16 protein-coding genes and 3 tRNA genes are annotated in these 21622 nt (G+C 73.7%); 14 read left to right on the top strand and 5 right to left on the bottom strand.

Annotation, left to right across the window (positions count from 1 at the left end):
* The first annotated feature begins 143 nt into the window (after window positions 1–143).
* The 4 genes from rsfS (at window position 144) to ABZ495_RS23635 (ending at window position 1620) form a co-directional block, all read left to right on the top strand.
* Window positions 144–614, top strand: coding sequence for a ribosome silencing factor (gene rsfS / locus ABZ495_RS23650; RefSeq protein ID WP_329492097.1), 471 nt, complete (start codon window positions 144–146; stop codon window positions 612–614).
* The gene (locus tag ABZ495_RS23645; protein ID WP_359808067.1) at window positions 611–1258 is read left to right on the top strand and encodes a histidine phosphatase family protein; all 648 of its coding nucleotides are present in this window, start codon (window positions 611–613) and stop codon (window positions 1256–1258) included. Before rsfS ends, ABZ495_RS23645 begins: the two co-directional genes overlap by 4 nt.
* A gap of 179 nt (window positions 1259–1437) precedes the next feature.
* Window positions 1438–1510 (top strand) — tRNA-Ala (locus ABZ495_RS23640).
* Window positions 1511–1547: 37 nt separating this feature from the next.
* Window positions 1548–1620 (top strand) — tRNA-Ala (locus ABZ495_RS23635).
* 86 nt (window positions 1621–1706) lie between these two features.
* Here the strand turns inward: ABZ495_RS23635 and ABZ495_RS23630 are convergent.
* Window positions 1707–2612 (bottom strand): helix-turn-helix transcriptional regulator, encoded by a 906-nt coding sequence (locus tag ABZ495_RS23630; protein ID WP_359808029.1) that lies wholly within the window; start codon window positions 2610–2612, stop codon window positions 1707–1709.
* A gap of 102 nt (window positions 2613–2714) precedes the next feature.
* Between ABZ495_RS23630 and ABZ495_RS23625 the strand changes: the two genes are divergently transcribed.
* From ABZ495_RS23625 to ABZ495_RS23590, 8 genes are all read left to right on the top strand, one after another.
* A complete protein-coding gene (locus ABZ495_RS23625) occupies window positions 2715–4157 on the top strand; it encodes an MFS transporter (protein WP_352289137.1) in 1443 nt (480 codons plus the stop codon).
* A gap of 101 nt (window positions 4158–4258) precedes the next feature.
* Window positions 4259–4331 (top strand) — tRNA-Ala (locus tag ABZ495_RS23620).
* Window positions 4332–4554: 223 nt separating this feature from the next.
* On the top strand, window positions 4555–5997 hold the full coding sequence (locus tag ABZ495_RS23615; protein ID WP_359837894.1) for a hypothetical protein: 1443 nt from the start codon (window positions 4555–4557) through the stop codon (window positions 5995–5997).
* Window positions 5998–6205: 208 nt separating this feature from the next.
* Entirely contained in the window at window positions 6206–9103 is a 2898-nt protein-coding gene (leuS, locus tag ABZ495_RS23610) for a leucine--tRNA ligase (RefSeq protein WP_359837892.1), read from the top strand.
* Between the two features lie 297 nt (window positions 9104–9400).
* The gene (locus ABZ495_RS23605) at window positions 9401–10192 is read left to right on the top strand and encodes a hypothetical protein (RefSeq protein ID WP_359837890.1); all 792 of its coding nucleotides are present in this window, start codon (window positions 9401–9403) and stop codon (window positions 10190–10192) included.
* A gap of 250 nt (window positions 10193–10442) precedes the next feature.
* Window positions 10443–11288 (top strand): DegV family protein, encoded by an 846-nt coding sequence (locus tag ABZ495_RS23600; RefSeq protein ID WP_359808038.1) that lies wholly within the window; start codon window positions 10443–10445, stop codon window positions 11286–11288.
* 246 nt (window positions 11289–11534) lie between these two features.
* The gene (locus ABZ495_RS23595; protein ID WP_359837888.1) at window positions 11535–12542 is read left to right on the top strand and encodes a ComEA family DNA-binding protein; all 1008 of its coding nucleotides are present in this window, start codon (window positions 11535–11537) and stop codon (window positions 12540–12542) included.
* A 269-nt stretch (window positions 12543–12811) separates the two neighbouring features.
* The gene (locus ABZ495_RS23590) at window positions 12812–15379 is read left to right on the top strand and encodes a ComEC/Rec2 family competence protein (protein WP_359837886.1); all 2568 of its coding nucleotides are present in this window, start codon (window positions 12812–12814) and stop codon (window positions 15377–15379) included.
* A 125-nt stretch (window positions 15380–15504) separates the two neighbouring features.
* Here the strand turns inward: ABZ495_RS23590 and ABZ495_RS23585 are convergent, their stop codons facing one another.
* A complete protein-coding gene (locus ABZ495_RS23585) occupies window positions 15505–15798 on the bottom strand; it encodes a hypothetical protein (protein WP_329487602.1) in 294 nt (97 codons plus the stop codon).
* A 197-nt stretch (window positions 15799–15995) separates the two neighbouring features.
* On the opposite strand from ABZ495_RS23585, the gene holA reads away from it, so the two are divergent.
* Window positions 15996–16997 (top strand): DNA polymerase III subunit delta, encoded by a 1002-nt coding sequence (gene holA / locus ABZ495_RS23580; RefSeq protein ID WP_359837884.1) that lies wholly within the window; start codon window positions 15996–15998, stop codon window positions 16995–16997.
* A 145-nt stretch (window positions 16998–17142) separates the two neighbouring features.
* Here holA and ABZ495_RS23575 read toward each other — a convergent pair whose 3' ends face one another.
* From ABZ495_RS23575 to ABZ495_RS23565, 3 genes are all read right to left on the bottom strand, one after another.
* Complete coding sequence (locus ABZ495_RS23575; RefSeq protein WP_359837882.1) at window positions 17143–18045, bottom strand: hypothetical protein; 903 nt, start codon at window positions 18043–18045, stop codon at window positions 17143–17145.
* 504 nt (window positions 18046–18549) lie between these two features.
* Entirely contained in the window at window positions 18550–18816 is a 267-nt protein-coding gene (rpsT, locus tag ABZ495_RS23570) for a 30S ribosomal protein S20 (protein WP_329487599.1), read from the bottom strand.
* A 169-nt stretch (window positions 18817–18985) separates the two neighbouring features.
* Window positions 18986–19291, bottom strand: coding sequence for an antibiotic biosynthesis monooxygenase (locus tag ABZ495_RS23565; RefSeq protein ID WP_359837880.1), 306 nt, complete (start codon window positions 19289–19291; stop codon window positions 18986–18988).
* 321 nt (window positions 19292–19612) lie between these two features.
* Here ABZ495_RS23565 and lepA point away from each other — a divergent pair, with 321 nt between their 5' ends.
* Window positions 19613–21481 carry a translation elongation factor 4 gene (gene lepA / locus ABZ495_RS23560; protein WP_352289110.1) on the top strand — a complete coding sequence of 623 codons (1869 nt, stop codon included), beginning with the start codon at window positions 19613–19615 and terminating at the stop codon, window positions 21479–21481.
* Window positions 21482–21622 lie beyond the last annotated feature (141 nt).

Genomic DNA, 21622 nt, shown 5'->3' with positions numbered 1-21622 from the left:
GGTCGTGGGGGCTCGGGGCGGGGCCGCGGCGGGCGCGGGCCGGTAAACGGTTCCTGGGCCACCTGGGCGGCGTGAGATCCTGGAAGGCGATGCCCGGCCCCGTGCCGGGCATCGCCCCCAAGCCGCCGAGCCGGAAGAACATCGTGACCGCCACCGAGCACAGCCAGGAAATCATCAACGTCGCCGCCCAGGCGGCGGCCGACAAGCTGGCGCACAACATCATCGCGTTCGACGTCAGCGACGTGCTGTCGATCACCGACGCGTTCCTGATCGCCTCCGCGAACAACGACCGCCAGGTCAAGTCCATCGCCGAGGAGATCGAGGACAAGCTGCGCGAGCAGCTGGACATCAAGCCGGTGCGCCGGGAGGGCGAGCGCGACGGCCGCTGGATCCTGCTCGACTACCTGGACATCGTGGTGCACGTCCAGCACTCCGAGGAGCGCTCCTTCTACTCCCTGGACCGGCTCTGGAAGGACTGCCCCGAGCTGCCGCTGCCGGCCGACGCGCTGGCCTCGCGCAACCGCCCCGACGCGCACACCGACGAGGCCGGCAACGCCCTCGCCCCGGCCGAGGCCGCCCCGGCCGACAACTTCGGCGCCGAGGACTACAGCTGAGCCGGGAGGCGCGGGGCCCGCGCATCGTCTTCTGGCGGCACGGCCAGACCTCCTGGAACCTCGAATCGCGGTTCCAGGGCAGCACGGACATCGAGCTGACCGGCCAGGGCGTCCTGCAGGCCCAGCGGGCGGCCCGGCTGCTCTCCGGCCTGCGCCCCGACCTGCTGATCTCCTCGGACCTCCAGCGCGCCCGGCGGACCGCCGACGAGCTGGCCGTGATCACCGGCCTGGACGTGCAGCACCACGAGGGGCTGCGCGAGACCTACGCCGGCTCCTGGCAGGGGCTGACCAACGCGGAGATCCGGGCCCGGTTCCCGGAGGAGTACGAGGCCTGGGCGCAGGGCGAGCCCGTCCGGCGCGGCGGCGGAGAACTCTCCACCGAGGTCGCCGACCGTTCGGTGCCGGTGGTGCTGGACGCGGTCGGCAAGCTGCCGGAGGACGGCACGCTGGTGGTCGTCAGCCACGGCGGCACCATCCGCACCATGCTCGGGCGGCTGCTCGGACTGGAGCCGGAGCTCTGGGAGTGCTTCGGCGGCCTGTCCAACTGCTGCTGGTCCGTGCTGGGCCGCGGCGCGCGCGGCTGGCGCCTGCTGGAGCACAACGCGGGCACCCTCCCGCAGCCGGTGATCGGCGACGACACCTGACCGGCGACGGCACCTGACCGGTGGCGACGGCCGATCGGCGACGGTCGAGCCGCGCCCCCGCCGTTCGCCGGCACCGCGCGGGGACGGATTTCGCAGTTCCGGGCCTGACCGGTTAGAGTCTTCCTCGTTCGCACGGAAGAAACGCGGCCCGGAAGGGAAGCGGGAAATCCGGTGAGTGCGGGGCTGTAGCTCAGTTGGTAGAGCGCTTGCATGGCATGCAAGAGGTCCGGGGTTCAATTCCCCGTAGCTCCACTCCGCACCTGCGGTCCGCGAGGGCCGTGCGTGTCGCGGGGCTGTAGCTCAGTTGGTAGAGCGCTTGCATGGCATGCAAGAGGTCCGGGGTTCAATTCCCCGTAGCTCCACAGACCGCGAGAAGGCCGTCACCCACCGGGTGGCGGCCTTCGGCGTTCCCCGGGCCCCGGACGCCAGCGCGCCGGGCCCCGCCCGTTCAGGAGTGGCAGCTGTTCAGCCAGCCGCCGGGCGGCAGCGCGGCGAGCTCCTCGATCCGCTCACGGTCCCCGTCCCCGTCCGGGAGGTAGACCACCACGTAGGTCTCGGGCACCCCGGGCAGCGTCAGGTACGAGGCGTTCAGCCGCAGCACCCCGACCTGCGGGTGCCGGAACACCCGCAGCGACGTCTCCGGCGGTGCCACCTCCTGCCGGGCCCAGAGGTCCCGGAACAGCTCGCTCTTCGCCGACAGCCCCTGCACGTGCTGCTCCCAGACCGGCTCGCCGACGTGTTTGCCGTACGCGGCCCGCAGCACCGCCACCATCCGCGGCAGCGCCTCCGCGCGGTTCAGGAACGGGTTGCAGCACGGCGGCATGAGCAGCGTGCACCAGATGCTGTTGAACCGCCCGCTGGGCGTCACGTTCCGGTTCGTCCCGAACAGCGACTCGTACGACCGGTTGTACATCAGCACGTCGAACCGGGTGTTCGAGACCGCGGCCGGCAGCGGCGCGAGGGCGTCCAGGATGGCCTGGGTGGACGGGTCGAGGACGGGGGGCTCGGGCCGGCTGCTCGGGCTCGCGGACACCCCGGCGAGCCGGAACAGGTGCTCCCGTTCGGTGTCGTCCAGCCGCAGCGTCCGGGCCACCGCCGCCAGCACCTGCTCGCTGGCGTTGATCGGCCGCCCCTGCTCCAGCCAGGTGTACCAGGTGACGCCGACCCCGGAGAGCTGCGCCACCTCCTCCCGGCGCAGCCCCGGCGTGCGGCGGCGCAGCCCCGGCGGCAGGCCGACCTCCTCGGGGGTGACCCGGGCGCGGCAGGCCTTGAGGTAGCCGGCCAGCTCGGTGCGGCGGCGGTCCTGCCGGCGCGGTCCGACGGGGGTGGCGGTGCGGTCGTCCAGGACGGTCATACCCGCCATCGTGCCGCAGACCGGGCGGCCGAGACAGGTGCTGCCAGTACCAGGATCGGCAGGCTCTAACCACCAGTACCGGACGCGCCGCAGGCTGGGCCCATGACGGACCTTCAGATCCGGCCCGGTGCGGCCGGCGCCACCACCACCGGCGGCCCGGCCACCAGGCCCGGGCTGCTCCTCACCCTCCTGCTCTGCGGCCAGTTCATGGCCATCCTGGACGTCTCCATCGTCAACGTCGCGGTGCCGACCATCCGCACCGACCTGCACGCCTCGGGCGCGGCCCTCCAACTCGTGATCGCCGGCTACACCATCGCCTACGCGGTGCTGCTCATCACCGGGGCCCGGCTGGGCGCCCGCTACGGCTACAGCCGGCTGTTCCAGCTGGGCCTGGCCGCCTTCACCCTCGCCTCGCTGGCCTGCGGGCTGGCACCGGCCACCGGCTGGCTGATCGCCTTCCGGCTGCTCCAGGGCGCCGGCTCGGCGCTGATGGTGCCGCAGGTCATGAGCCTGCTGCAGCGCACCTTCACCGGCGCCGCCCGGACCAGGGCGCTCGGCCTCTACTCGGCCGTGCTGGCCGGCGGTCTGGCGGTCGGCCAGGTGCTCGGCGGAGTCCTGGTCAGCGCCGACCTGTTCGGGACGGGCTGGCGCCCGGTCTTCCTGGTCAACGTGCCGATCGGGCTGGCCCTGCTGGCGGCCGGCGCCCGGCTGCTGCCGAGCCTGCCGGGCGACCGCGGGCGCGGGTTCGACCTCCCCGGCCTGGTGGTGCTCGGCGCGGCCCTCGGGCTGCTGGTGGTGCCGCTGGTGCTCGGCCACGAACTGGGCTGGCCCGTCTGGGGCTGGGCGATGCTCGCCGCCAGCGCCGTCCTGTTCGCCCTGTTCGCGGTGGTCGAGCGGCGGATCGCCCGGCGCGGCGGACAGCCGCTGATCAGCGGCCGGGTGCTGCGGACGGCCACGCTGCGACCGGCGGCGGGCGCGATCTTCATGATCATGGCCGCCTTCGCGGGCTTCCTGTTCGCCTTCGCGCTGCACCAGCAGTCCGGCCTCGGGCACAGCGCGCTGCGGGCCGGCCTCTGCTCGGCGCCGATGGCGCTCGGCTTCGGGTTCTCCAGCCTGCACTGGCACCGGCTGCCCGCCCGGCTGCACGGCGTCCTGCCGCTGCTCGGCGCCGGGCTGCTCGTCCCCGGCTATCTGCTGCTCGGGCTGCTGCTCGGCGGCGGCGCGGAGATCGGCCCGGTGGCGCTGCTGCTGATGACCGGGCTGGGCCTCGTGGCCGGCTGCACGTACTCGCCGCTGTTCGCCCGGGCGCTGGGCGGCGTCGCCCCGGCCGACGCGGCGGACGCCAGCGGGGTGATGGTGACGGTCGTACAGCTCGGCCAGGTGGTCGGGGTCGCGGTGCTGGGCTCGGTCTTCCTCGGCGGGGTCTCGCTGCCGGCGGCGGCCCGGGACTCCGGACACGCCCTGCTGGTGACCACCGCCGCGATCGCGGGCCTGGTCGGCGTCGGCGCGGCCTTCGCCGCCCGCGCCCGCCCGACGGCCGGGTAGTACCTCCGGTAACGGATTCGTGGAGCACCCCTTCGACCGTGTAAAGTAGTCGATGTCGCCGAGGGAAACCGAAGGAAACCTCCGGTGACGCAGCAGGTCAAGGGGCTGTAGCTCAGTTGGTAGAGCGCTTGCATGGCATGCAAGAGGTCCGGGGTTCAATTCCCCGTAGCTCCACAGCAGTCGAGGGCCGTCTCCCGTTCCGGGAGGCGGCCCTCGGTGTTTTCCGGGGCGCGCCGGCCGCGTTTCCGGGGCGCCCGGGGTGCTTTCCGCGGCGTCCGGGGTGCGTTCTCGCGGCCCGGGATCCCTCCGTCGGGTTCGGGGGCGCTCGCGGCCCCGGCGGTCCGGGGTTTTCCGAACGGCTCGGCAGCCGGCCCCGCCGGACCGCTACCGTCGTCCCATGGCCGATCTGGAGCGCAGGCGCAACGAGGAGCTGGCCCGGATACTGCACCAGCTCGGCTGGAACCCGGAGCGCCTGGCCCGCGAGGTGAACCTCACCCTGCCGCCCGGCCTGGCGATCAGCTCCACCGCCCCGTACAAGTGGCGCGACCGGGGCATGGTCCCGCGAAGCCCGCACGACCAGACGGTCTGCGAGGTGCTCGGCCGCGCCCTCGGCATCGCCGTCACCTACGAGCAGCTCTGGGGCCGGATGGGCGGCAACCGGGGGGCCAAGATCCTCTCGCCGCGGCTGCTCACCGACCCCTGGACGGCCGACACCGCCCAGACCGCGTTGCGCGAGGCGGCCACCGACGCCGGCCCGGTCCGTCTCACCGACCTGTTCCGCGGCGCCGACCTCGACCAGGCCGCCGGCCGGCTGGGCACCGCCCCGCCCCCGGTCGGCGGCGGGGAGGGCGCGCTGCGGATCGACCCCGCGCTGGTCGGGGAGCTCCGGCTCTCCTACCGGAGCAAGCTGCGGCTGGAGCGGGCCTGCGGCGGCGGCCTGGTGCTCGGGCCGACCCGGGCCGAGCTGGCCATGGTCGCGAAGCTGCTGGAACTCGGCGGTTACGACGAGGAGTTGGGCCGCGTGCTGTACGGCACGGCCAGTCGGCTGGCCCGGCTGGCGGGCTGGGCCGCGTACGACCTGGGGCACGAGGCGGCCGCCCAGCGGGCGTTCGTGGCCGCGCTGCGCGCCGCCCACCTCAGCGGGGACCTGCGGCTCGGGGTGGGCGTGGTGGGCTGCCTGGTGGTGCTGGCCACCCAGGGCGGGGGAGGGCGCGGGCTGGACGCGGTCACCGTGCTCGCCGGGGTGCTGGAGACGGCGGGTGACGCGCTCGGGCCGGTCGACCGGGCCCTGCAGCTCGGCCGGATGGCCCGGGCGTACGGGCGGCGCGGCGAGCCGGAGGAGCTGGCGGCGGTGGCCGGGCGGGCGTTCGCGGAGCTGGACGCCGCGGCGGGTGCGGGTGCTTCTGCCGGTGCGGGTGCCGGTGCGGGTGCTTCTGCCAGTGCCGGTGCCGGTGCCGGCACTGGTGCCGGTGCGTCTGCTTGTGCTTGTGCGGGGCAAGGTGCGGCTTCCGGCGCGGGTGCCGGGCCGGATGTGGCGCAGGCCCGGGCGGACCTCGCGGGGATGGTGGGGGAGGGCCACCTGTTCCTCGGCGACCACCGCGGCGCCCAGGCCCTGCTCACCGAGGCGGTGGCCGGGCTCGGCCCCGGCCGCGCGCGGGCCAGGGCCCTGCTGATGGTCCGGCTGGCGGACTCCCAGCGCCGCACCGGCTCCCTCCGGGAGGCCGCCGACACGGCCGAGCGGGCACGCGCCCTGGCCGCGGGCATGCAGTCCGAACGGGTGGCCCGCGCGCTGCGCGACTTCGACGCGGCCTCGCGGTCGATATCTCCGGAGGAGGCCTGAGCCCCTTGCGGTACCCTGAGCCCATGCGAACCGTGCGCCTGCTCCTTAGCCGGCCGCGCTGACCAGGACCGGCCGCGCCCCAGGGCGGGTGCCGGAGTCGGCGTGGCACCCCCTCCTGCGAGGGGCTTTTTTGTTTTCCGCCGCCTTTCGTGCCGCGCCCGGCCCTGTGCCCGGTTCGCCCACTGACATCGATGGAGCCTGAAGGACCATGAGCGAGACGACCCCTGCTTCCGGCGCGGCCGAGGCCGCGACCGAGCCGTTCCGGTACAGCGCCACCCTGGCAGCGGAGATCGAGTCCCGCTGGCAGGACATCTGGGAGAAGGAGGGCACGTTCAGCGCCCCCAACCCGGCCGGTGACCTGGCCGACCCGAGCGCCGGGGACGTCTCCGCGAAGCCGCACAGCTTCATCATGGACATGTTCCCGTACCCCTCCGGCGCGGGCCTGCACGTCGGCCACCCGCTGGGCTACATCGCCACCGACGTCTTCGCCCGCTACCAGCGGATGACCGGCCACAACGTGCTGCACACGCTGGGCTACGACGCGTTCGGCCTGCCCGCCGAGCAGTACGCGGTGCAGACCGGTACCCACCCGCGGGTCTCCACCGAGGCCAACATCGCCAACATGCGCCAGCAGCTGCGCCGGCTGGGCCTGGGCCACGACCCGCGCCGCTCGATCTCCACGATCGACCCGGAGTACTACCGCTGGACCCAGTGGATCTTCCTGCAGATCTTCAACTCCTGGTACGACGAGGAGGCCGGCCGGGCCCGCCCGATCGCCGAGCTGATCGCCGGCTTCGCGGACGGCTCGCGCGAGGTCCCCGGCGGCCGCGCGTGGTCGGAGCTGTCCGCCGCCGAGCGCGACGAACTGCTGGGCGACTACCGGCTGGCGTACTCCAAGGAGGTGCCGGTCAACTGGTGCCCCGGGCTGGGCACCGTGCTGGCCAACGAGGAGGTCACCGCGGACGGCCGCTCCGAGCGCGGCAACTTCCCGGTGTTCAAGTCGAACCTGCGCCAGTGGATGATGCGGATCACCGCCTACTCGGACCGGCTGATCTCCGACCTGGACCTGCTGGACTGGCCCGAGGCCATCAAGCTGCAGCAGCGCAACTGGATCGGCCGCTCGGAAGGCGCCCGGGTCGACTTCGCGGCCCCCGGCGACCGGAAGATCACCGTCTTCACCACCCGCCCCGACACCCTGTTCGGCGCCACCTACATGGTGCTGGCCCCCGAGCACGACCTGGTCGACTCGATCGTGCCGGCCGCCTGGCCCGCCGGCACCCGTGACGAGTGGACCGGCGGCGCCGCCACCCCGGCCGAGGCCGTCGCCGCCTACCGCGCGAGTGCCGCCGCCAAGTCCGACGTGGAGCGCCAGGTCGAGGCCAAGGTCAAGACCGGTGTCTTCACCGGCGCCTACGCGGTCAACCCGGTCAGCGGCGAGCCCGTCCCGGTCTTCGTCGCCGACTACGTGCTGATGGGCTACGGCACCGGCGCGATCATGGCCGTCCCGGCCCACGACCACCGCGACTTCGCGTTCGCCCGCGCCTTCGAGCTGCCGATGCGCTGCGTCGTCAAGCCGACCGACGGCCGCGACGAGGACCCGCACACCTGGGACGACGCCTTCAGCACGTACGACTCCGTCATCGTCAACTCGGCCCACGCCGAGGGCACCGAGAACGGCATCTCGCTGGACGGTCTGAGCGTCGCCGACGGCAAGGCCGCCGTCACCGCCTGGCTGGCCGAGCGCGGCATCGGCGAGGGCACCGTCAACTACCGCCTGCGCGACTGGCTGTTCAGCCGCCAGCGGTACTGGGGCGAGCCCTTCCCGATCGTCTACGACGAGGACGGCGTGATGCACGCGCTGCCCGAGTCGATGCTGCCGGTCGAGGTCCCCGAGGTGGACGACTACTCGCCGCACACCTACGACCCGTTCGACTCGACCTCCTCCCCGAAGACGCCGCTGTCGCGCAACGAGGACTGGGTCAACGTCGAGCTGGACCTGGGCGACGGGCCGAAGAAGTACCGCCGCGAGACCAACACCATGCCCAACTGGGCCGGTTCCTGCTGGTACGAGCTGCGCTACATCGACCCGTCGAACGGCGCGCGGGTCGTCGACCCGGCCAACGAGCAGTACTGGCTGGGCCCGACCGCCGAGAAGCCCGGCGGCGGCGCCGACCTGTACGTCGGCGGTGCCGAGCACGCCGTGCTGCACCTGCTGTACGCGCGGTTCTGGCACAAGGTCCTGCACGACCTGGGCCACGTCTCCTCGGTCGAGCCGTTCCACAAGCTGTTCAACCAGGGCATGATCACCGCCGACGTCTACCGCGACGAGCGCGGCTTCCCGGTGCCCGCCACCGAGGTCGAGGAGCGCGACGGCGGCTACTTCTGGCAGGGCGAGCCGGTCAAGCGCGAGGCCGGCAAGATGGGCAAGTCCCTGAAGAACGCCGTCGCCCCGGACGAGATCGCCGACGAGTACGGCGCCGACACGCTGCGCCTGTACGAGATGTCGATGGGCCCGCTGGACGTCTCCCGCCCGTGGGACACCCGCGCGGTGGTCGGCTCGTACCGCTTCCTGCAGCGGCTGTGGCGCAACATCGTCTCCGAGGCCACCGGCGAGCTGGTCGTCACCGACGAGGAGCCGGACGAGGCGACGCTGCGCGCGCTGCACAAGGCCATCGACGGCATCCGCGGCGACATGGCCGCGCTGCGCTTCAACACGGCCGTGGCCAAGGCGATCGAGCTGAACAACTTCCTGGTGAAGCGCGGCTCCACGCCGCGACCGGTCGCCGAGCGGCTGGTCCTGCTGGTCGCCCCGCTGGCCCCGCACATCGCGGAGGAGCTGTGGCGCCGACTGGGCCACGGCGACTCGCTGGCCCACACCGACTACCCCGTCGCCGACCCGGCGTACGTGGTGGACGAGGCGGTCACCTGCGTCGTGCAGATCAAGGGCAAGGTCAAGGCCCGGCTGGAGGTCGTGCCGTCGATCTCCGACGCCGAGCTGGAGGCGCTGGCGCTGGCCGATCCGGCCGTCGTCGCGGCGATCGGGGACGCGCCGGTGCGCAAGGTGATCGCGCGGGCGCCGAAGCTGGTGAACATCGTCACCGGCTGACTGCCGGTGGTCGCCGTGGGTCGTTGACGGCCGGGGCGGGTGTCCTTCGGGGCGCCCGCCCTTCGGCGTTCCCGGGGCGGTGGTCCGCCGGGTGTGGGTGGAGGCAGGTGGGGGCGGGATGCGTTGCCCGAGGCCGGGCCCGCCTCGGGGAGATCCCCCATCTGTCCCTGATCTCCGGAGCCCGGGCCCGTTCGACCTGCCCCCGGCACGGGTCGGGCGGCTACCGTGGAACCCACGGTGGGCCGGCCCGCGTTGGGCCCGGTGGGGGCCGGTTCGGCGGACGGAAGGTGGCTCGTGATGGACGCGCTCGGCGTGATGGTCGGTCTGGCCCTGCTCTTCGGCCTCGCGATGCTGGTGCTGGTGGTGGTCGGGACCGTCAAGGCGGCGAGGGCGGTCGCCACGAAGGTGGAGCGGCACGAGGCCAACGCCCGGCGCGCGGTCGAGAACGTGACCCTCAAGGCGAAGACCTACGCCAAGCCCGGCCCGCAGGGCCAGATCTCCGCCGTCCGGCTGGGGCTGCGGACCTCCCTGGACGGCACGCGCCAGGTCCTGGAGAGCGGTCTGGTGCAGGACGGCCAGCTCGGTGAGGCACTCGCCCTGCTGCGGCGGCTGGACACCCACGCGGCCGAGCTGGACGCTGAGCTGCGGATCCTGGAGCGCGAGCCGGACCCGGGCCGGATCGCGGCCAAGCTGCCCGAGCTGCGGGAGCGCGCCGAACGGATCACCCACTCCGCCGAGACCATGCGCTGGGCGGCCCAGGACCGGATGCACCGCTTCGCCGACGACGAGCTCCGGCGGCTCAGCCAGGAGTGCGAGAGCGAGGCGGGGGCGCTGCGGCACTGGGACCACTCGGGGGCGGGGTCGGATTCCGGGTCGGGTACGGGGGCGGGCGTCGGTTCGGGCGTCGGTTCCGGTGGGTCGGCTGGTGCTGGGGCTGGTGCTGGTGCTGGCGGGGCGGCGGCGGGTCGGGCCGGGCTGACGGACGGGAAGGGGCGTCCGAGCGCCGAGGAACTGCTGGGGCTGAACGACCCGCTGTCGCGGCTGGCGGACCGGCTGCGGAAGCCGTCGGCCGGGCCGACGGCGGGCTGACCGGACGTCCCGCTCCGCCGGCCCCGCCACATCCCGGAAGACTCGATCCTCCCGGACGGCTCGGGTGGGGTCGCCGTGCCCGGCGCACCGACCGGCTGTCCCTGGCGCCCGCCCGGTGCCGGTGCCGGGGCCGCCCGGCGCTCCGCCCGGTTCCGGCGCCGGGGCCGGGGCCGGACGGCGGGCAGGCGGGCCGGGGCAGGCCCGGTTCGGGCGCTGTCCTCCTGGCCGGACGCGGAGTAACCTCCGCCTCATGCCCGCCGACCTCGCACTTGTCACCGATTCCACGGCTTATCTGCCCCAGCAGGCCGTCGACCGTCACGAGATCGCGGTGGTGCCGCTGAGCGTCGCGGTCGGTGACACCGTCCTCGCCGAGGGCGTGGAGATCTCGCCCAAGGACGTCGCCGAGGCGCTGCGCGGCAAGCAGCGGGTGACGACCTCCCGGCCGAGCCCCGAGGCCTTCGCCGCCGCCTACCGGGCCGCCGCCGAGGCCGGCGCGAAGGGCATCGTCTCGGTGCACATCTCCGCCGAGCTGTCCGGGACGGCGGAGGCGGCCCGGCTGGCGGCCGCCGAGGCGCCCGTCCCGGTGCGTGTGGTGGACAGCCGGCTGGTCGGCATGGCCCTCGGATACGGCGTACTGGCGGCGGCCGAGGCGATCGAGGCGGGGCGGGAACTGGACGAGGTGGTCGCCGCTGTGACCGCGCGGACGGCGGTGACCAGCGGATTCTTCTACGTGGACACCCTGGAGCACCTGCGTCGGGGCGGCCGGATCGGGGCGGCCCGGGCGCTGCTCGGGTCGGCGCTGGCGGTGAAGCCGCTGCTGCACCTGGACGGCGGGCGGATCGAGCCGCTGGAGAAGGTCCGGACGGCGTCGCGGGCGATCGCGCGGCTGGAGGAGATCGCGGTCGAGCAGGCGGGGGAGCGGGAGGTCGACATCGCCGTCCACCACCTGGCGGCGGAGGAGCGGGTCGAGCCGCTCGCGGAGCGGCTGCGGGGGCGGATTCCCGGGCTGCGCGACCTGTACGTGGGCGAGGTGGGCGCGGTGATCGGTGCGCATGTCGGACCGGGGCTGCTGGCAGTGGTGGTCTCGCCGCGCTGAGGCCCGTGAAGCCGGGGTGGTGAAGCCGGGGTGGTGAACCCTGAGGGGCGTGAAGCCGCGGTGCGTGAAGAGTCCTCCGGACGGGGGCTGAGACGGGCCTCGTGAGGACCTCTGCCAGGCGGGAAGTCAACTCCGACAACTGCTGATCACTCGTGCGAGTGACATGAGTTGTCCACAACCCCGGGGTTTTCCACAGGGTTTCGCCGATTCTCCCATCGACGGCGGACGGCTCCTAGCGTGCTCCGCATGACGAGCATGAACATCGGCGCGGTGAAGCGCCAGCGGGTCGGGGAGACGGCGCGGCGTCGGCTGGCAGCGCTGCTGCCAGCGGCCGGGGGAGGCGCTGAAGGGGCCGCCGAGGAATCGGCCGCGAGGGTGGCCGGGGGAGCCGCCGGTGCGGCGGAGCCGTCGGCCACCGGGCCGCCCAGGGGCTCGCCCCTCGGGGCCGGGTCGGGCGGCGGGTCGGGTGGCGTGCCGAATGCGGCGGTCGATGGACCCGCTGATGGCGCGGGGTTTGACGGTGTGCCGCCTTACGGTGTGCCGTCCGACGATGACGGGTCTGCCGACCCGGGTCGCGCGCGGTTTCGCTTCGGTCCTGCGGTGATGCTCGACCGGCGGGCCGTGTCGGGGCTGGTCGTCCTGCTGCTGCTCGCCGTGGGCTACGGCGTTCAGCACTTCTGGCTGGCGCGGCCCCAGCCGGTCGCGGTGCCGGCGGTGGCGGTGCCAGCGCCGGCGGTCGCGCCGGCCGAGCCGGGGGCATCGCCCCCGAGCACACCGGAGGCCTCCGCCGGCCCCGTCCCAGCAGCTCCGGGAGACGCTGAGGCGCGCACTGTCGTCGTGGTCGACATCGGGGGGCGGGTGCACGCACCCGGTGTCCACACGCTGCCCGGCGGCTCCCGGGTGGCGGACGCGTTGCGCGTGGCCGGCGGACCGCTGCCCGAGACGGAGACCAAGGGCCTCAACCTGGCCCGGGTGCTGACGGATGGTGAGCAGATCCTCGTCGGCGAACCGGACGGTGCGGCGCAGGCCGTGGGCGGGCCGGCCACGGGCGCCGTGCCGAAACAGCCGGTCAGTCTGAACCACGCCACCCTCGAACAGCTCGACACGCTCCCGGGCGTCGGTCCGACGCTGGCACAGCGCATCATCGCCTTCCGCGCGTCGCACGGATCGTTCCGCTCACTCGACCAGCTCCGGCAGGTCAGCGGCATCGGCGAACGCACCTATGCGGAGCTCAGACCGATGCTCACGCTCTGACCCGCCCGCACCCGCCCGCACCCGCCCGATGACGCTTCCGGTCGGTGCTCCTGCTTCCGGCTCGGCCGACGCACGGAGCCGTGCGACCCGTCAGCCCATCGACCTGTCCTCCCGTCGACCCGTCTGCCCATCGACCCGGCGCCCATCGACCCGTCGGTCACTCCCCGGAAGGAGGTGCCGTCATCGCCGCCACTGCCACCACAGACGCCGTCGGGCCGCGCCGGCCTCCCGGCGATCTTCGCCTGCTCCTCCCCGCCGTCGCGGCCTGGGTGGTCACGGCGGGTGTTCTCGGGCTGGGCCCCGGACACGGCCTCCTGCTGTCCTCGGCCGCCGGCACGGCCGTCCTGTTCGCCGTCCTCCTGCTCGCCCGCCCGGGAGTGCGGCGGCGTCGCGGCGCCGCCATGACGCTGGCCGCCGTGCTGCTCACCGGTGCGGCGGCCGCCGCCGCGACCCTGCTGCACACCGCCGACCTCCACCGGGGGCCGCTGCCCGGGCTGGCCCGGGCCGGCGCCGCCGCGCCGGAGGTGGGCGTCGAACTGACCATCACCGCCGACCCGAGAGCCCACACCTCCCGCACCAGGGGAACGGCTGCCGGGCAGACCGTCCTCACCGTGGACGCGGTGGTGGAGCGGGTCACCGTCCCGGCGGGCTTCGAGCCGGCGGCTCCGGCCCCGGGCGACGGCGCGGGCGGCCCGCCGGTCGGCACCGAGACGGTGACCAGGACGCGGACGCCGGTGACGGTGATGGCGCGAGGGCCGGAGATCGGCGCGTGGCAACGGCTGCTCCCGTCGGCCCGTGTCGCCGTGGAAGCGGACGTCCGCCCGGCGGGGGAGGGCTACGACGAGGAGTCGGCCGCGCTGTTGATCGCTCACGGGCCGCCACGGGAGCTCGCGCCGCCCAGCCTGCCGCAACGGGTCGCCGGCCGGTTGCGGGCGGGGCTGCGGACGGCAAGTGACGATCTGCCGCCGGACGCAAGGGGGTTGCTCCCGGCCTTGGTGGTCGGTGACACCTCACGCCTGCCCGGGGACCTCCTGGACGCCTTCCGGGCCACCGACATGGCGCATCTGGTCGCGGTCAGCGGGGCCAATCTCGCGATCGTGCTGGGTGTCCTGCTCGGTGCCCCCAGTCGTGCCGGTACAGCCGAACGACGTGGCCTGGCCGCCGCGTTCGGTATCCCGCTGCGCACCACCGCGCTGCTCGGCACAGTCGTCACGCTGGCGTTCGTGACCGTCTGCCGACCGGAACCCAGCGTGTTGCGGGCCGCCGGTACGGGGCTGATCGGACTGCTCGCGCTCGCCACCGGCCGACCCCGGCAGGCGGTGCCCGCCCTGGCCGGTACGGCGTTGCTCCTGGTGCTCCTCGACCCTTACCTCGCCCGGTCGTTCGGCTTCCTGCTCTCCGTGCTCGCCACCACCGGTCTGCTGGTGGTCGGCCCGCACTGGGCGCAGCGCCTGCGGGCGCGGGGCTGGCCGCACCACCTGGCGGGCGCCGTCGCCGCGACGGCAGCGGCCCAGGCGCTCTGCGCGCCCGTGACGGTCGTGCTGTCCGGACACATCAGCCTGGTCGCGGTGCCGTGCAACCTGCTGGCCGAGCTGGCGGTGGCTCCGGCGACTCTGCTCGGCTTCGCGGTGCTCGTCCTGGAGCCGCTCTCGCCGGCCCTGGCCCGGCTGCTCGCGGAGCCGGCCGGGCTCCCGGTGGGCTGGCTCGCGGCGGTGGCCCGGCATGGGGCGGAGCTGCCGGGTGCTCAGATCTCCTGGCCCGGCGGGCTGCTCGGCACGGTGACGCTGGCCCTGGCGACGGTGGCGGTGTGCTGGACGGTTCCTCTCCTGGCACCCGGACGCGCCGCAGCGGTCGGTCTGCGCGTCAGGGGCGGCTGGGCCCGGCCGCTGGTGGCGGGCCTGCTCCTCCTGGTCCTGCTGGCCGTGCTGGTGCGGCCGCCCCTGCTCACCCGGCTCGCGACCGGCTGGCCGCCACCGGGCTGGCGGCTGGTCATGTGCGACGTGGGTCAGGGGGACATGGTGGTGCTGCCGGTCACCGCTGGCGGCGTGGCGCCGGGGAGCGCGGTGGTGGTGGACGCCGGGCCGGATCCGCGTGCGGCGGACCGCTGTCTGCGCGACCTCGGGGTCACCCGGGTGCCGTTGCTGGTGGTGACGCACTTCCACGCGGACCACGTGGAGGGTGTGCCCGGGGTGTTGCGGGGGCGTTCGGTGGGCGCGATCGAGGGGACGGTCCTGGGTGAGCCGCCGGGCGAGGCCGCCCGGGTGTCGGGGTGGGCGGCTGCGGCCGGAGTGCCACTGGTGCGCGCGCGGACAGGCGAGCGCCGGTCGGCCGGACCGGGGCTGTCATGGGAGGTGGTGTGGCCCGATGCCGTGCTTCCGGCGGAGGCTGCCGGGGCCAACAACGCGAGTGTGGTGCTGCTGGTGACGGTGGCGGACGGTGTGCGGCTGGCTCTGTTGGGCGATCTCGAACCGCCCGCGCAGGCCGCGCTGTCGGCGCGGTGGGGCCGTGGTGTCCGGGTGGATGTGCTGAAGGTGGCCCACCACGGGTCGGCGCACCAGGACTGGGAGCTCGCGGCCGCGTTGAGGCCCAGGCTGGCGTTGATCTCGTGTGGCGAGGGGAATCCGTACGGGCATCCGTCCGTGCGGACGGTGGAGCGGCTGCGTGCCCTCGGTGCCACGGTATTGCGCACCGATACCGCTGGGGACATCGCGGTGACGGGCGACACCCCGGCTCGTCTGGGGGCGTCCGTGCACCCGCACGGCGGGCAGACCCGCCACGCTGCGGCCGCGTCGCGCGGTCGGCACCCGGCCGGTGGGCCGCGCGGCCCGCCGGGGTGAGCCCTCTCGCTCAACCCGCCCTCTCCACAGGGAGGAGGTGGAGAGGGCGGGGAGGAGGGGGAGGGGGAGCGGGGGTGGGGGTGGGGGGTGGGGCGGGCCCCGGAGGACATGGCGGGGCCGACGGATCAGCCCTCCTCGCGCCACCCCTCGTGCTCGGCGGCGACGGCGTCCAGGGCGCGGAGCAACTCCGCGGTCCAGCCGTCCTCGGGGGGTTCCACGACCACCAGCCACTGGGCGTCCTCGGCGTCGTCCTCGCCGGCGAGGGCGTCCCGGACGATTTCGAGTTCGCCGAGGTCGGGGTGGTTGGCGCTGAGTTCCTCCGTGGCGTCCTCGGCGGCGTCGCGGTCGGGCAGGACGAGGAGCTGCCGGGCGCTCGGGTCGAAGTCGTCCGGCTGGTCGGTGGTGAGGTGTTCGGTCACCGGCCCATTCTCCCGGGAGCGCCTCCCGCGTCGGAGTACACCCCCCACTGGTCAAGCCCACCCCGCCCACCCCCGGCGGCCCCGCCCCTCCGGCCGTCGGACCCGGCCCGCCCACCCCCGCCCACCCCCGCCCACCCTCGCCCACCGGTCGTTCCTCCGGGTGGGAGTGTCCCCACCCCATGGGATGCTGGTAGGCGATGGCCAGGAAGAGTGCACCCGACGACCTGCTCGCCCCGCTGACCCTCGCGGTCGGCCAGGAGGAGCTGCTGCTCGACCGCGCGGTCGCCCAGGTGGTGGCGGCGGCGAGGGCTGCGGACCCGGACACCGATGTGCGGGACCTCCCACCCGGCACCCTGCAGCCCGGCAGCCTCGCCGAGCTGACCACGCCCTCGCTGTTCGCCGAGCGCAAGGTGATCGTCGTCCGGGCCGCCCAGGACCTTTCCGCCGACTCCGTCAAGGAGCTCAAGGCGTACATCGAGGCCCCGGCCGACGAGGTGATCGTGGTGCTGGTGCACGCGGGCGGCGCCAAGGGCAAGGGCCTGCTGGACGCCGGGCGGAAGGCGGGCGGCCGTGAGGTCGCCTGCGCGAAGCTGGCGAAGGCGTCGGACCGGCTGGCCTTCGTCCGGGGAGAGTTCCGCACGCTCGGCAGGTCGGCCACCCCGGAGGCGTGCCAGGCCCTGCTGGACGCGCTCGGCAGTGACCTCCGCGAGCTGGCGGCCGCGTGCAGCCAGCTCACCTCGGACGTCGAGGGCACCATCGACGAGACGGTGGTGGCCCGCTACTACAGCGGCCGGGCCGAGGCCACCGGCTTCGAGGTGGCGGACTTCGCGGTCACCGGCCGGGCCGCCGAGGCGCTGGAGCGGTTGCGCTGGGCGCTGGCCGTCGGGCAGCCGCCGACCGGTATCACCTACGCGCTGGCGTCCGGGGTCCGCAGCATCGGTCGGCTGGCGACCACCGGGCGGAACATGCGCCCGGCCGATCTGGCCCGCGAGCTGGGGATGCCCCCGTGGAAGGTCGAGCGGGTCCGCCAGCAGATGCGCGGCTGGACGGGCGACGGCGTGGCGACGGCCCTGACGGCGATCGCCCAGGCGGACGCGGCCGTCAAGGGCGGCTCCGACGACCCCGCCTTCGCGCTGGAGCGGGCCGTGGTGGCCGTCGCCTGGGCCGCGCGCGCCGGCTCCGGGGGCCGTTCCTACTGATCCCGGCACGGGCGCCCCGGCAACCCGGGCCCGCCCGCCGGGACGGCCGGCCGCCACGAGCAGCCCCTGCGACCGACCCGACCGGCCCGACCGGCCCGACCGGCCCCACGGGAAACCCTCCCGACCGGGCCGCCACGACCGGCCCTTACGAGCCGCCGATCGCCTTCAGGATGTCCCGGGTGTCGTCGAGCATCGCCCGGCGGACGGTCTCGCGGTCCAGCGTGGTGTTCTTCCCGACCTGGTAGTTGTCCGTCCAGTACAGGGAGTACGTCATCCCGCCGTCCCGGACCTGTAGGTAGTGGTTGATGTCGTGGAAGGTCTGGTCCGAGCTGGTCGGCTCGTCGCCGTAGGCGAAGTAGGCCTCCTGGCCGAGGTTCGGCACATCGGTGATCTCGTACTTCTGCTGCTCGAAGTAGCTTCGGGTGGCGGCGAATTCGGGCGCGGAGTCGACCGCCCGGTGCAGTTCGGCGCGGATGTCGAGGGTGGCGTAGTCGGCGACGTCGCTCCCGCTGACCGCCCGTTTGACCAGCGCGTAGCACCGCATGATGTCCATGGAGTCGGACCGGCCGGTGTGCTGCAGCGGGTAGTCGTCGACCATGCGGTACTGCTTCTTGAACGCGGTGAGCGTGCCCGACTCGCAGAGCCTGTCGACCGCGTGGTAGCCGTGGAGGCTCTGCGCCGGGGAGCCGCTGTCGACGATCCGCGGTACCAGGGCCACGGCGCCGGACCAGGCGGCCGAGGCCAGGACGGCGCCGACGAACGCCCAGACGGCGTTGCGGCGCAGGTTTCCGCCCCTCCTGACCGTCCCCTCGCGCGGCCCGGGCTCCCCGGCGGGAGCCGTACCGGGTGAGGGGGCCGGCCCCGGAGCGGCGGGAAGTCCAGGGGAGGCGGGAAGTCCGGGCGACGCGGGCAGTCCGGGGGAGGCGGGCAGTCCGGGCGGAGGTCCGAAGCCCGGGGCCGTCCCGGGCTTCGGTGGCTGCTGCGGGAAGCCGCCGAACCCCGGTCCGCCCTGGGCCGGTGGTGGTGGTGGCGGTGGTGGCGTCGTCATAGGTGCCCCCTGAGCGTCGACGAAGATGCCTGCCACGAAGGTGCCGCCCCGGAACCGTGACTCGCAACGATGGCCCGAAACGGTGCCCCGAAACGGTGACCCGGAACGCGGTGGCCCCCCGGGAGGGGGACGCGACCGCCGCCGGCCCGGTCTCCGTGAGCGCGGCCCCCCGAGCTGCCGTCACCGACCATAGCGGCAGGACCACAGAACGCGACAGAAGCCGCAGCCGCAGGACCCGCAGCCGGTCCGCCGGGCGACGGGGATCCGCGCGAGAACGTCCGCAGCGGAAGCCCCGGCCCGAAACGACGACTGCCCGCCCGGTGGGGACCGGGCGGGCAGTCGGGGGAAGCGCCTACCAACGGGCACTTCCGGTGGATCTTCGTGCACCGCACCCGCGTGGCGAACGCAGGCCGCGTGCGGTGCGAGTCTTGAGCTCGTGCCTCAGGGGACCGGGTAGAGGGCCGGTCCGTCCTGGGGCGGTCGGGGCCGTGGGCCCCGGCGGAGTCAGGCCTGGACGGCGTTGACGCGCTTGGTGATGGCCGACTTCTTGTTGGCGGCCTGGTTGGCGTGGATGACGCCCTTGCTGACGGCCTTGTCCAGCGCCTTGGAGGCGGCGCGGGCCAGCACGGTGGCCTTCTCGGTCTCGCCGGCGGCAGCGGCCTCACGGGCCTTGCGCAGGGCGGTCTTCAGCGAGGACTTGACGGCCTTGTTGCGCAGGCGCGCCTTCTCGTTGGTCTTGTTGCGCTTGATCTGGGACTTGATGTTCGCCACGAAGGAGCCTCAGTCTTGTCAGTAAACGGTTCTGGGGTCCCCCCGGCCGAAGGCTGGGGGAGAGTTGCACCGCGCGGCCGCCGGACTGCTGAGAGGGCATGCCTGGGCCAGGTGCAGCGCCCCACGCTACCAGGGGGGCACCGCCCGACCCAAACCGGCCGGATCCGGATCAGGCCCGGAGCACCGGCTCGCCGTAGTGCTCGACCTCGGGAAACGGCCGGTAGAAGCGGTGCAGCAGCTCGCGCCACCGCTGGTACTCGGCGGAACGGCGGAACCCCTCCGTGTGGTCCTCCAGCGCCTCCCATTCCACCTGGAGCAGGAACCTGGCGCCGCGGCCCTCGTCGAGGCAGCGGCGCAGCGCGAGGGAGCGGAAGCCGGACTGGACCGCGATCAGCGGCTTCGCCTCCGCGAAGGCGGCGAGGAACGCGTCCTCCTGGCCGGGAACGACGTCGAGGAGGGCGCTTTCCAGGATCATGGACGACCATCCTGCCCCGACCGGTCGGGCCGCGGGAAGGGACGGCCGTTCAAGGGCCCCGCGGCGGCACTTGAACGGGCCCGCGGACCAGCCCCGGACGGACTTCCCGGACGGACCCGCGCACCGACCCCGGACGGACCCGCGCACCGACTCCCGGAGCACCCCCGGCGCGGCCCCGGTGGAACCGAACGGCGGCGGACGTCGCGGTCGTGGGAGGATGGGAAGAACTATTTCGATCGGACGACTGTCCGGTCCCCGGGAAACCGGTCAGCGATGACCCGGACGCCCCCGGCCCCCGGACCAACGGAGAATCGGACCAAGGTGCCCGCGACCCCCAGCAATGTGCCAGAGCCCAGCCGTACCGACCCGGCGCTGATCCGCAACTTCTGCATCATCGCCCACATCGACCACGGCAAGTCGACGCTCGCAGACCGGATGCTCCAGATCACCGGTGTGGTCGACCCGCGGCAGATGCGTGCCCAGTACCTCGACCGCATGGACATCGAGCGTGAGCGCGGCATCACCATCAAGTCGCAGGCCGTCCGCCTCCCATGGGCGCCGAAGACGGGGCCGAACGCCGGCTCGACGCACATCCTCAACATGATCGACACCCCGGGCCACGTGGACTTCACGTACGAGGTGTCCCGCTCCCTCGCCGCCTGCGAGGGCACCGTCCTCGTGGTGGACGCCGCCCAGGGCATCGAGGCGCAGACCCTCGCCAACCTGTACCTGGCGCTGGAGAACGACCTCACGATCGTCCCGGTGCTCAACAAGATCGACCTGCCCGCCGCCCAGCCGGAGAAGTACGCCGCCGAGATCGCGCACATCATCGGCTGCGACCCGGACGACGTGCTCAAGGTCAGCGCCAAGACCGGTCTCGGCGTCGAGGAGCTGCTCGACCACCTGGTCGACAAGATCCCGGCCCCGGTCGGCGTCAAGGACGCCCCGGCCCGCGCGATGATCTTCGACTCGGTCTACGACTCCTACCGCGGCGTGGTCACCTACGTCCGGGTCGTCGACGGCCAGCTCACCAAGCGCGAGCGCATCGCCATGATGTCCACCGGCGCGACCCACGAGCTGCTGGAGATCGGCGTCATCTCGCCGGAGCCGAAGGTCGCCGACGGCCTGGGCGTCGGCGAGGTCGGCTACATCATCACCGGGGTGAAGGACGTCCGGCAGTCCAAGGTCGGTGACACCATCACCTCGATGCACAAGGGTGCGACCGAGGCGCTGGGCGGCTACAAGGACCCGCGTCCGATGGTCTTCTCCGGCCTGTACCCGCTGGACGGCTCGGACTACCCGCTGCTGCGCGACGCCCTCGACAAGCTGCGCCTGAACGACGCCGCGCTGGTCTACGAGCCGGAGACCTCGGTCGCCCTCGGCTTCGGCTACCGCTGCGGCTTCCTCGGCCTGCTGCACCTGGAGATCATCCGGGAGCGCCTGGAGCGCGAGTTCAACCTCGACCTGATCTCCACCGCCCCGAACGTGGTCTACCGCGTCGTGATGGAGGACGGCACCGAGCACACCGTCACCAACCCCAGCGAGTTCCCGACCGGGAAGCTCGCCGAGGTCTACGAGCCGGTCGTGCGCGGCACCATCCTGGCGCCGAACGAGTTCGTCGGCGCCATCATGGAGCTCTGCCAGGCCCGTCGCGGCAACCTCCAGGGCATGGACTACCTCTCCGAGGACCGCGTCGAGCTGCGCTACACCCTGCCGCTCGCCGAGATCGTCTTCGACTTCTTCGACCAGTTGAAGTCCAAGACCCGCGGCTACGGCTCCTTCGACTACGAGCCCATCGGCGAGCAGAGCGCCCAGCTGGTCAAGGTCGACATCCTGCTGCACGGCGACGCGGTGGACGCGTTCTCCGCGATCGTGCACAAGGACAAGGCCTACAACTACGGCGTGATGATGGCCGGCAAGCTGCAGAAGCTGATCCCGCGCCAGCAGTTCGAGGTGCCGATCCAGGCCGCCATCGGCTCCCGGGTGATCGCCCGTGAGACGGTCCGCGCGATCCGCAAGGACGTTCTCGCCAAGTGCTACGGCGGTGACATCTCGCGCAAGCGCAAGCTGCTGGAGAAGCAGAAGGAAGGCAAGAAGCGGATGAAGATGGTCGGCCGCGTGGAGGTCCCGCAGGAGGCCTTCATCGCCGCGCTGTCCACCGACGCCGAGGCGCCGAAGGAGAAGAAGTAGCCGGCGCGAGCCGGGTGTTTCCGGCCGGCCCGACGGGGCCGGCCGCAGCGGTGCCCGACGGGCCCGGGGCGTCTCGCCCCGGGCCCGTCGGCCTGTCCGCACGGTCGGCCTGTCCGCACGGTCGGCCTGTCCGCACGGTCG

Origin of the sequence: Kitasatospora sp. NPDC005748, from assembly GCF_040630735.1 — a bacterium.
Lineage (GTDB): Bacteria > Actinomycetota > Actinomycetes > Streptomycetales > Streptomycetaceae > Kitasatospora.
This window is presented reverse-complemented; position numbering and strand designations above follow the sequence as displayed.

Bases quoted from the DNA above. Each gene is read 5' to 3' on its own strand.
- ABZ495_RS23630 (WP_359808029.1), bottom strand. From the start codon at position 2,612: ATGACCGTCCTGGACGACCGCACCGCCACCCCCGTCGGACCGCGCCGG.
- ABZ495_RS23625 (WP_352289137.1), top strand. From the start codon at position 2,715: ATGACGGACCTTCAGATCCGGCCCGGTGCGGCCGGCGCCACCACCACC.
- ABZ495_RS23615 (WP_359837894.1), top strand. From the start codon at position 4,555: ATGGCCGATCTGGAGCGCAGGCGCAACGAGGAGCTGGCCCGGATACTG.
- leuS (WP_359837892.1), top strand. From the start codon at position 6,206: ATGAGCGAGACGACCCCTGCTTCCGGCGCGGCCGAGGCCGCGACCGAG.
- ABZ495_RS23605 (WP_359837890.1), top strand. From the start codon at position 9,401: ATGGACGCGCTCGGCGTGATGGTCGGTCTGGCCCTGCTCTTCGGCCTC.
- ABZ495_RS23600 (WP_359808038.1), top strand. From the start codon at position 10,443: ATGCCCGCCGACCTCGCACTTGTCACCGATTCCACGGCTTATCTGCCC.
- ABZ495_RS23595 (WP_359837888.1), top strand. From the start codon at position 11,535: ATGACGAGCATGAACATCGGCGCGGTGAAGCGCCAGCGGGTCGGGGAG.
- holA (WP_359837884.1), top strand. From the start codon at position 15,996: ATGGCCAGGAAGAGTGCACCCGACGACCTGCTCGCCCCGCTGACCCTC.
- ABZ495_RS23575 (WP_359837882.1), bottom strand. From the start codon at position 18,045: ATGACGACGCCACCACCGCCACCACCACCACCGGCCCAGGGCGGACCG.
- ABZ495_RS23565 (WP_359837880.1), bottom strand. From the start codon at position 19,291: ATGATCCTGGAAAGCGCCCTCCTCGACGTCGTTCCCGGCCAGGAGGAC.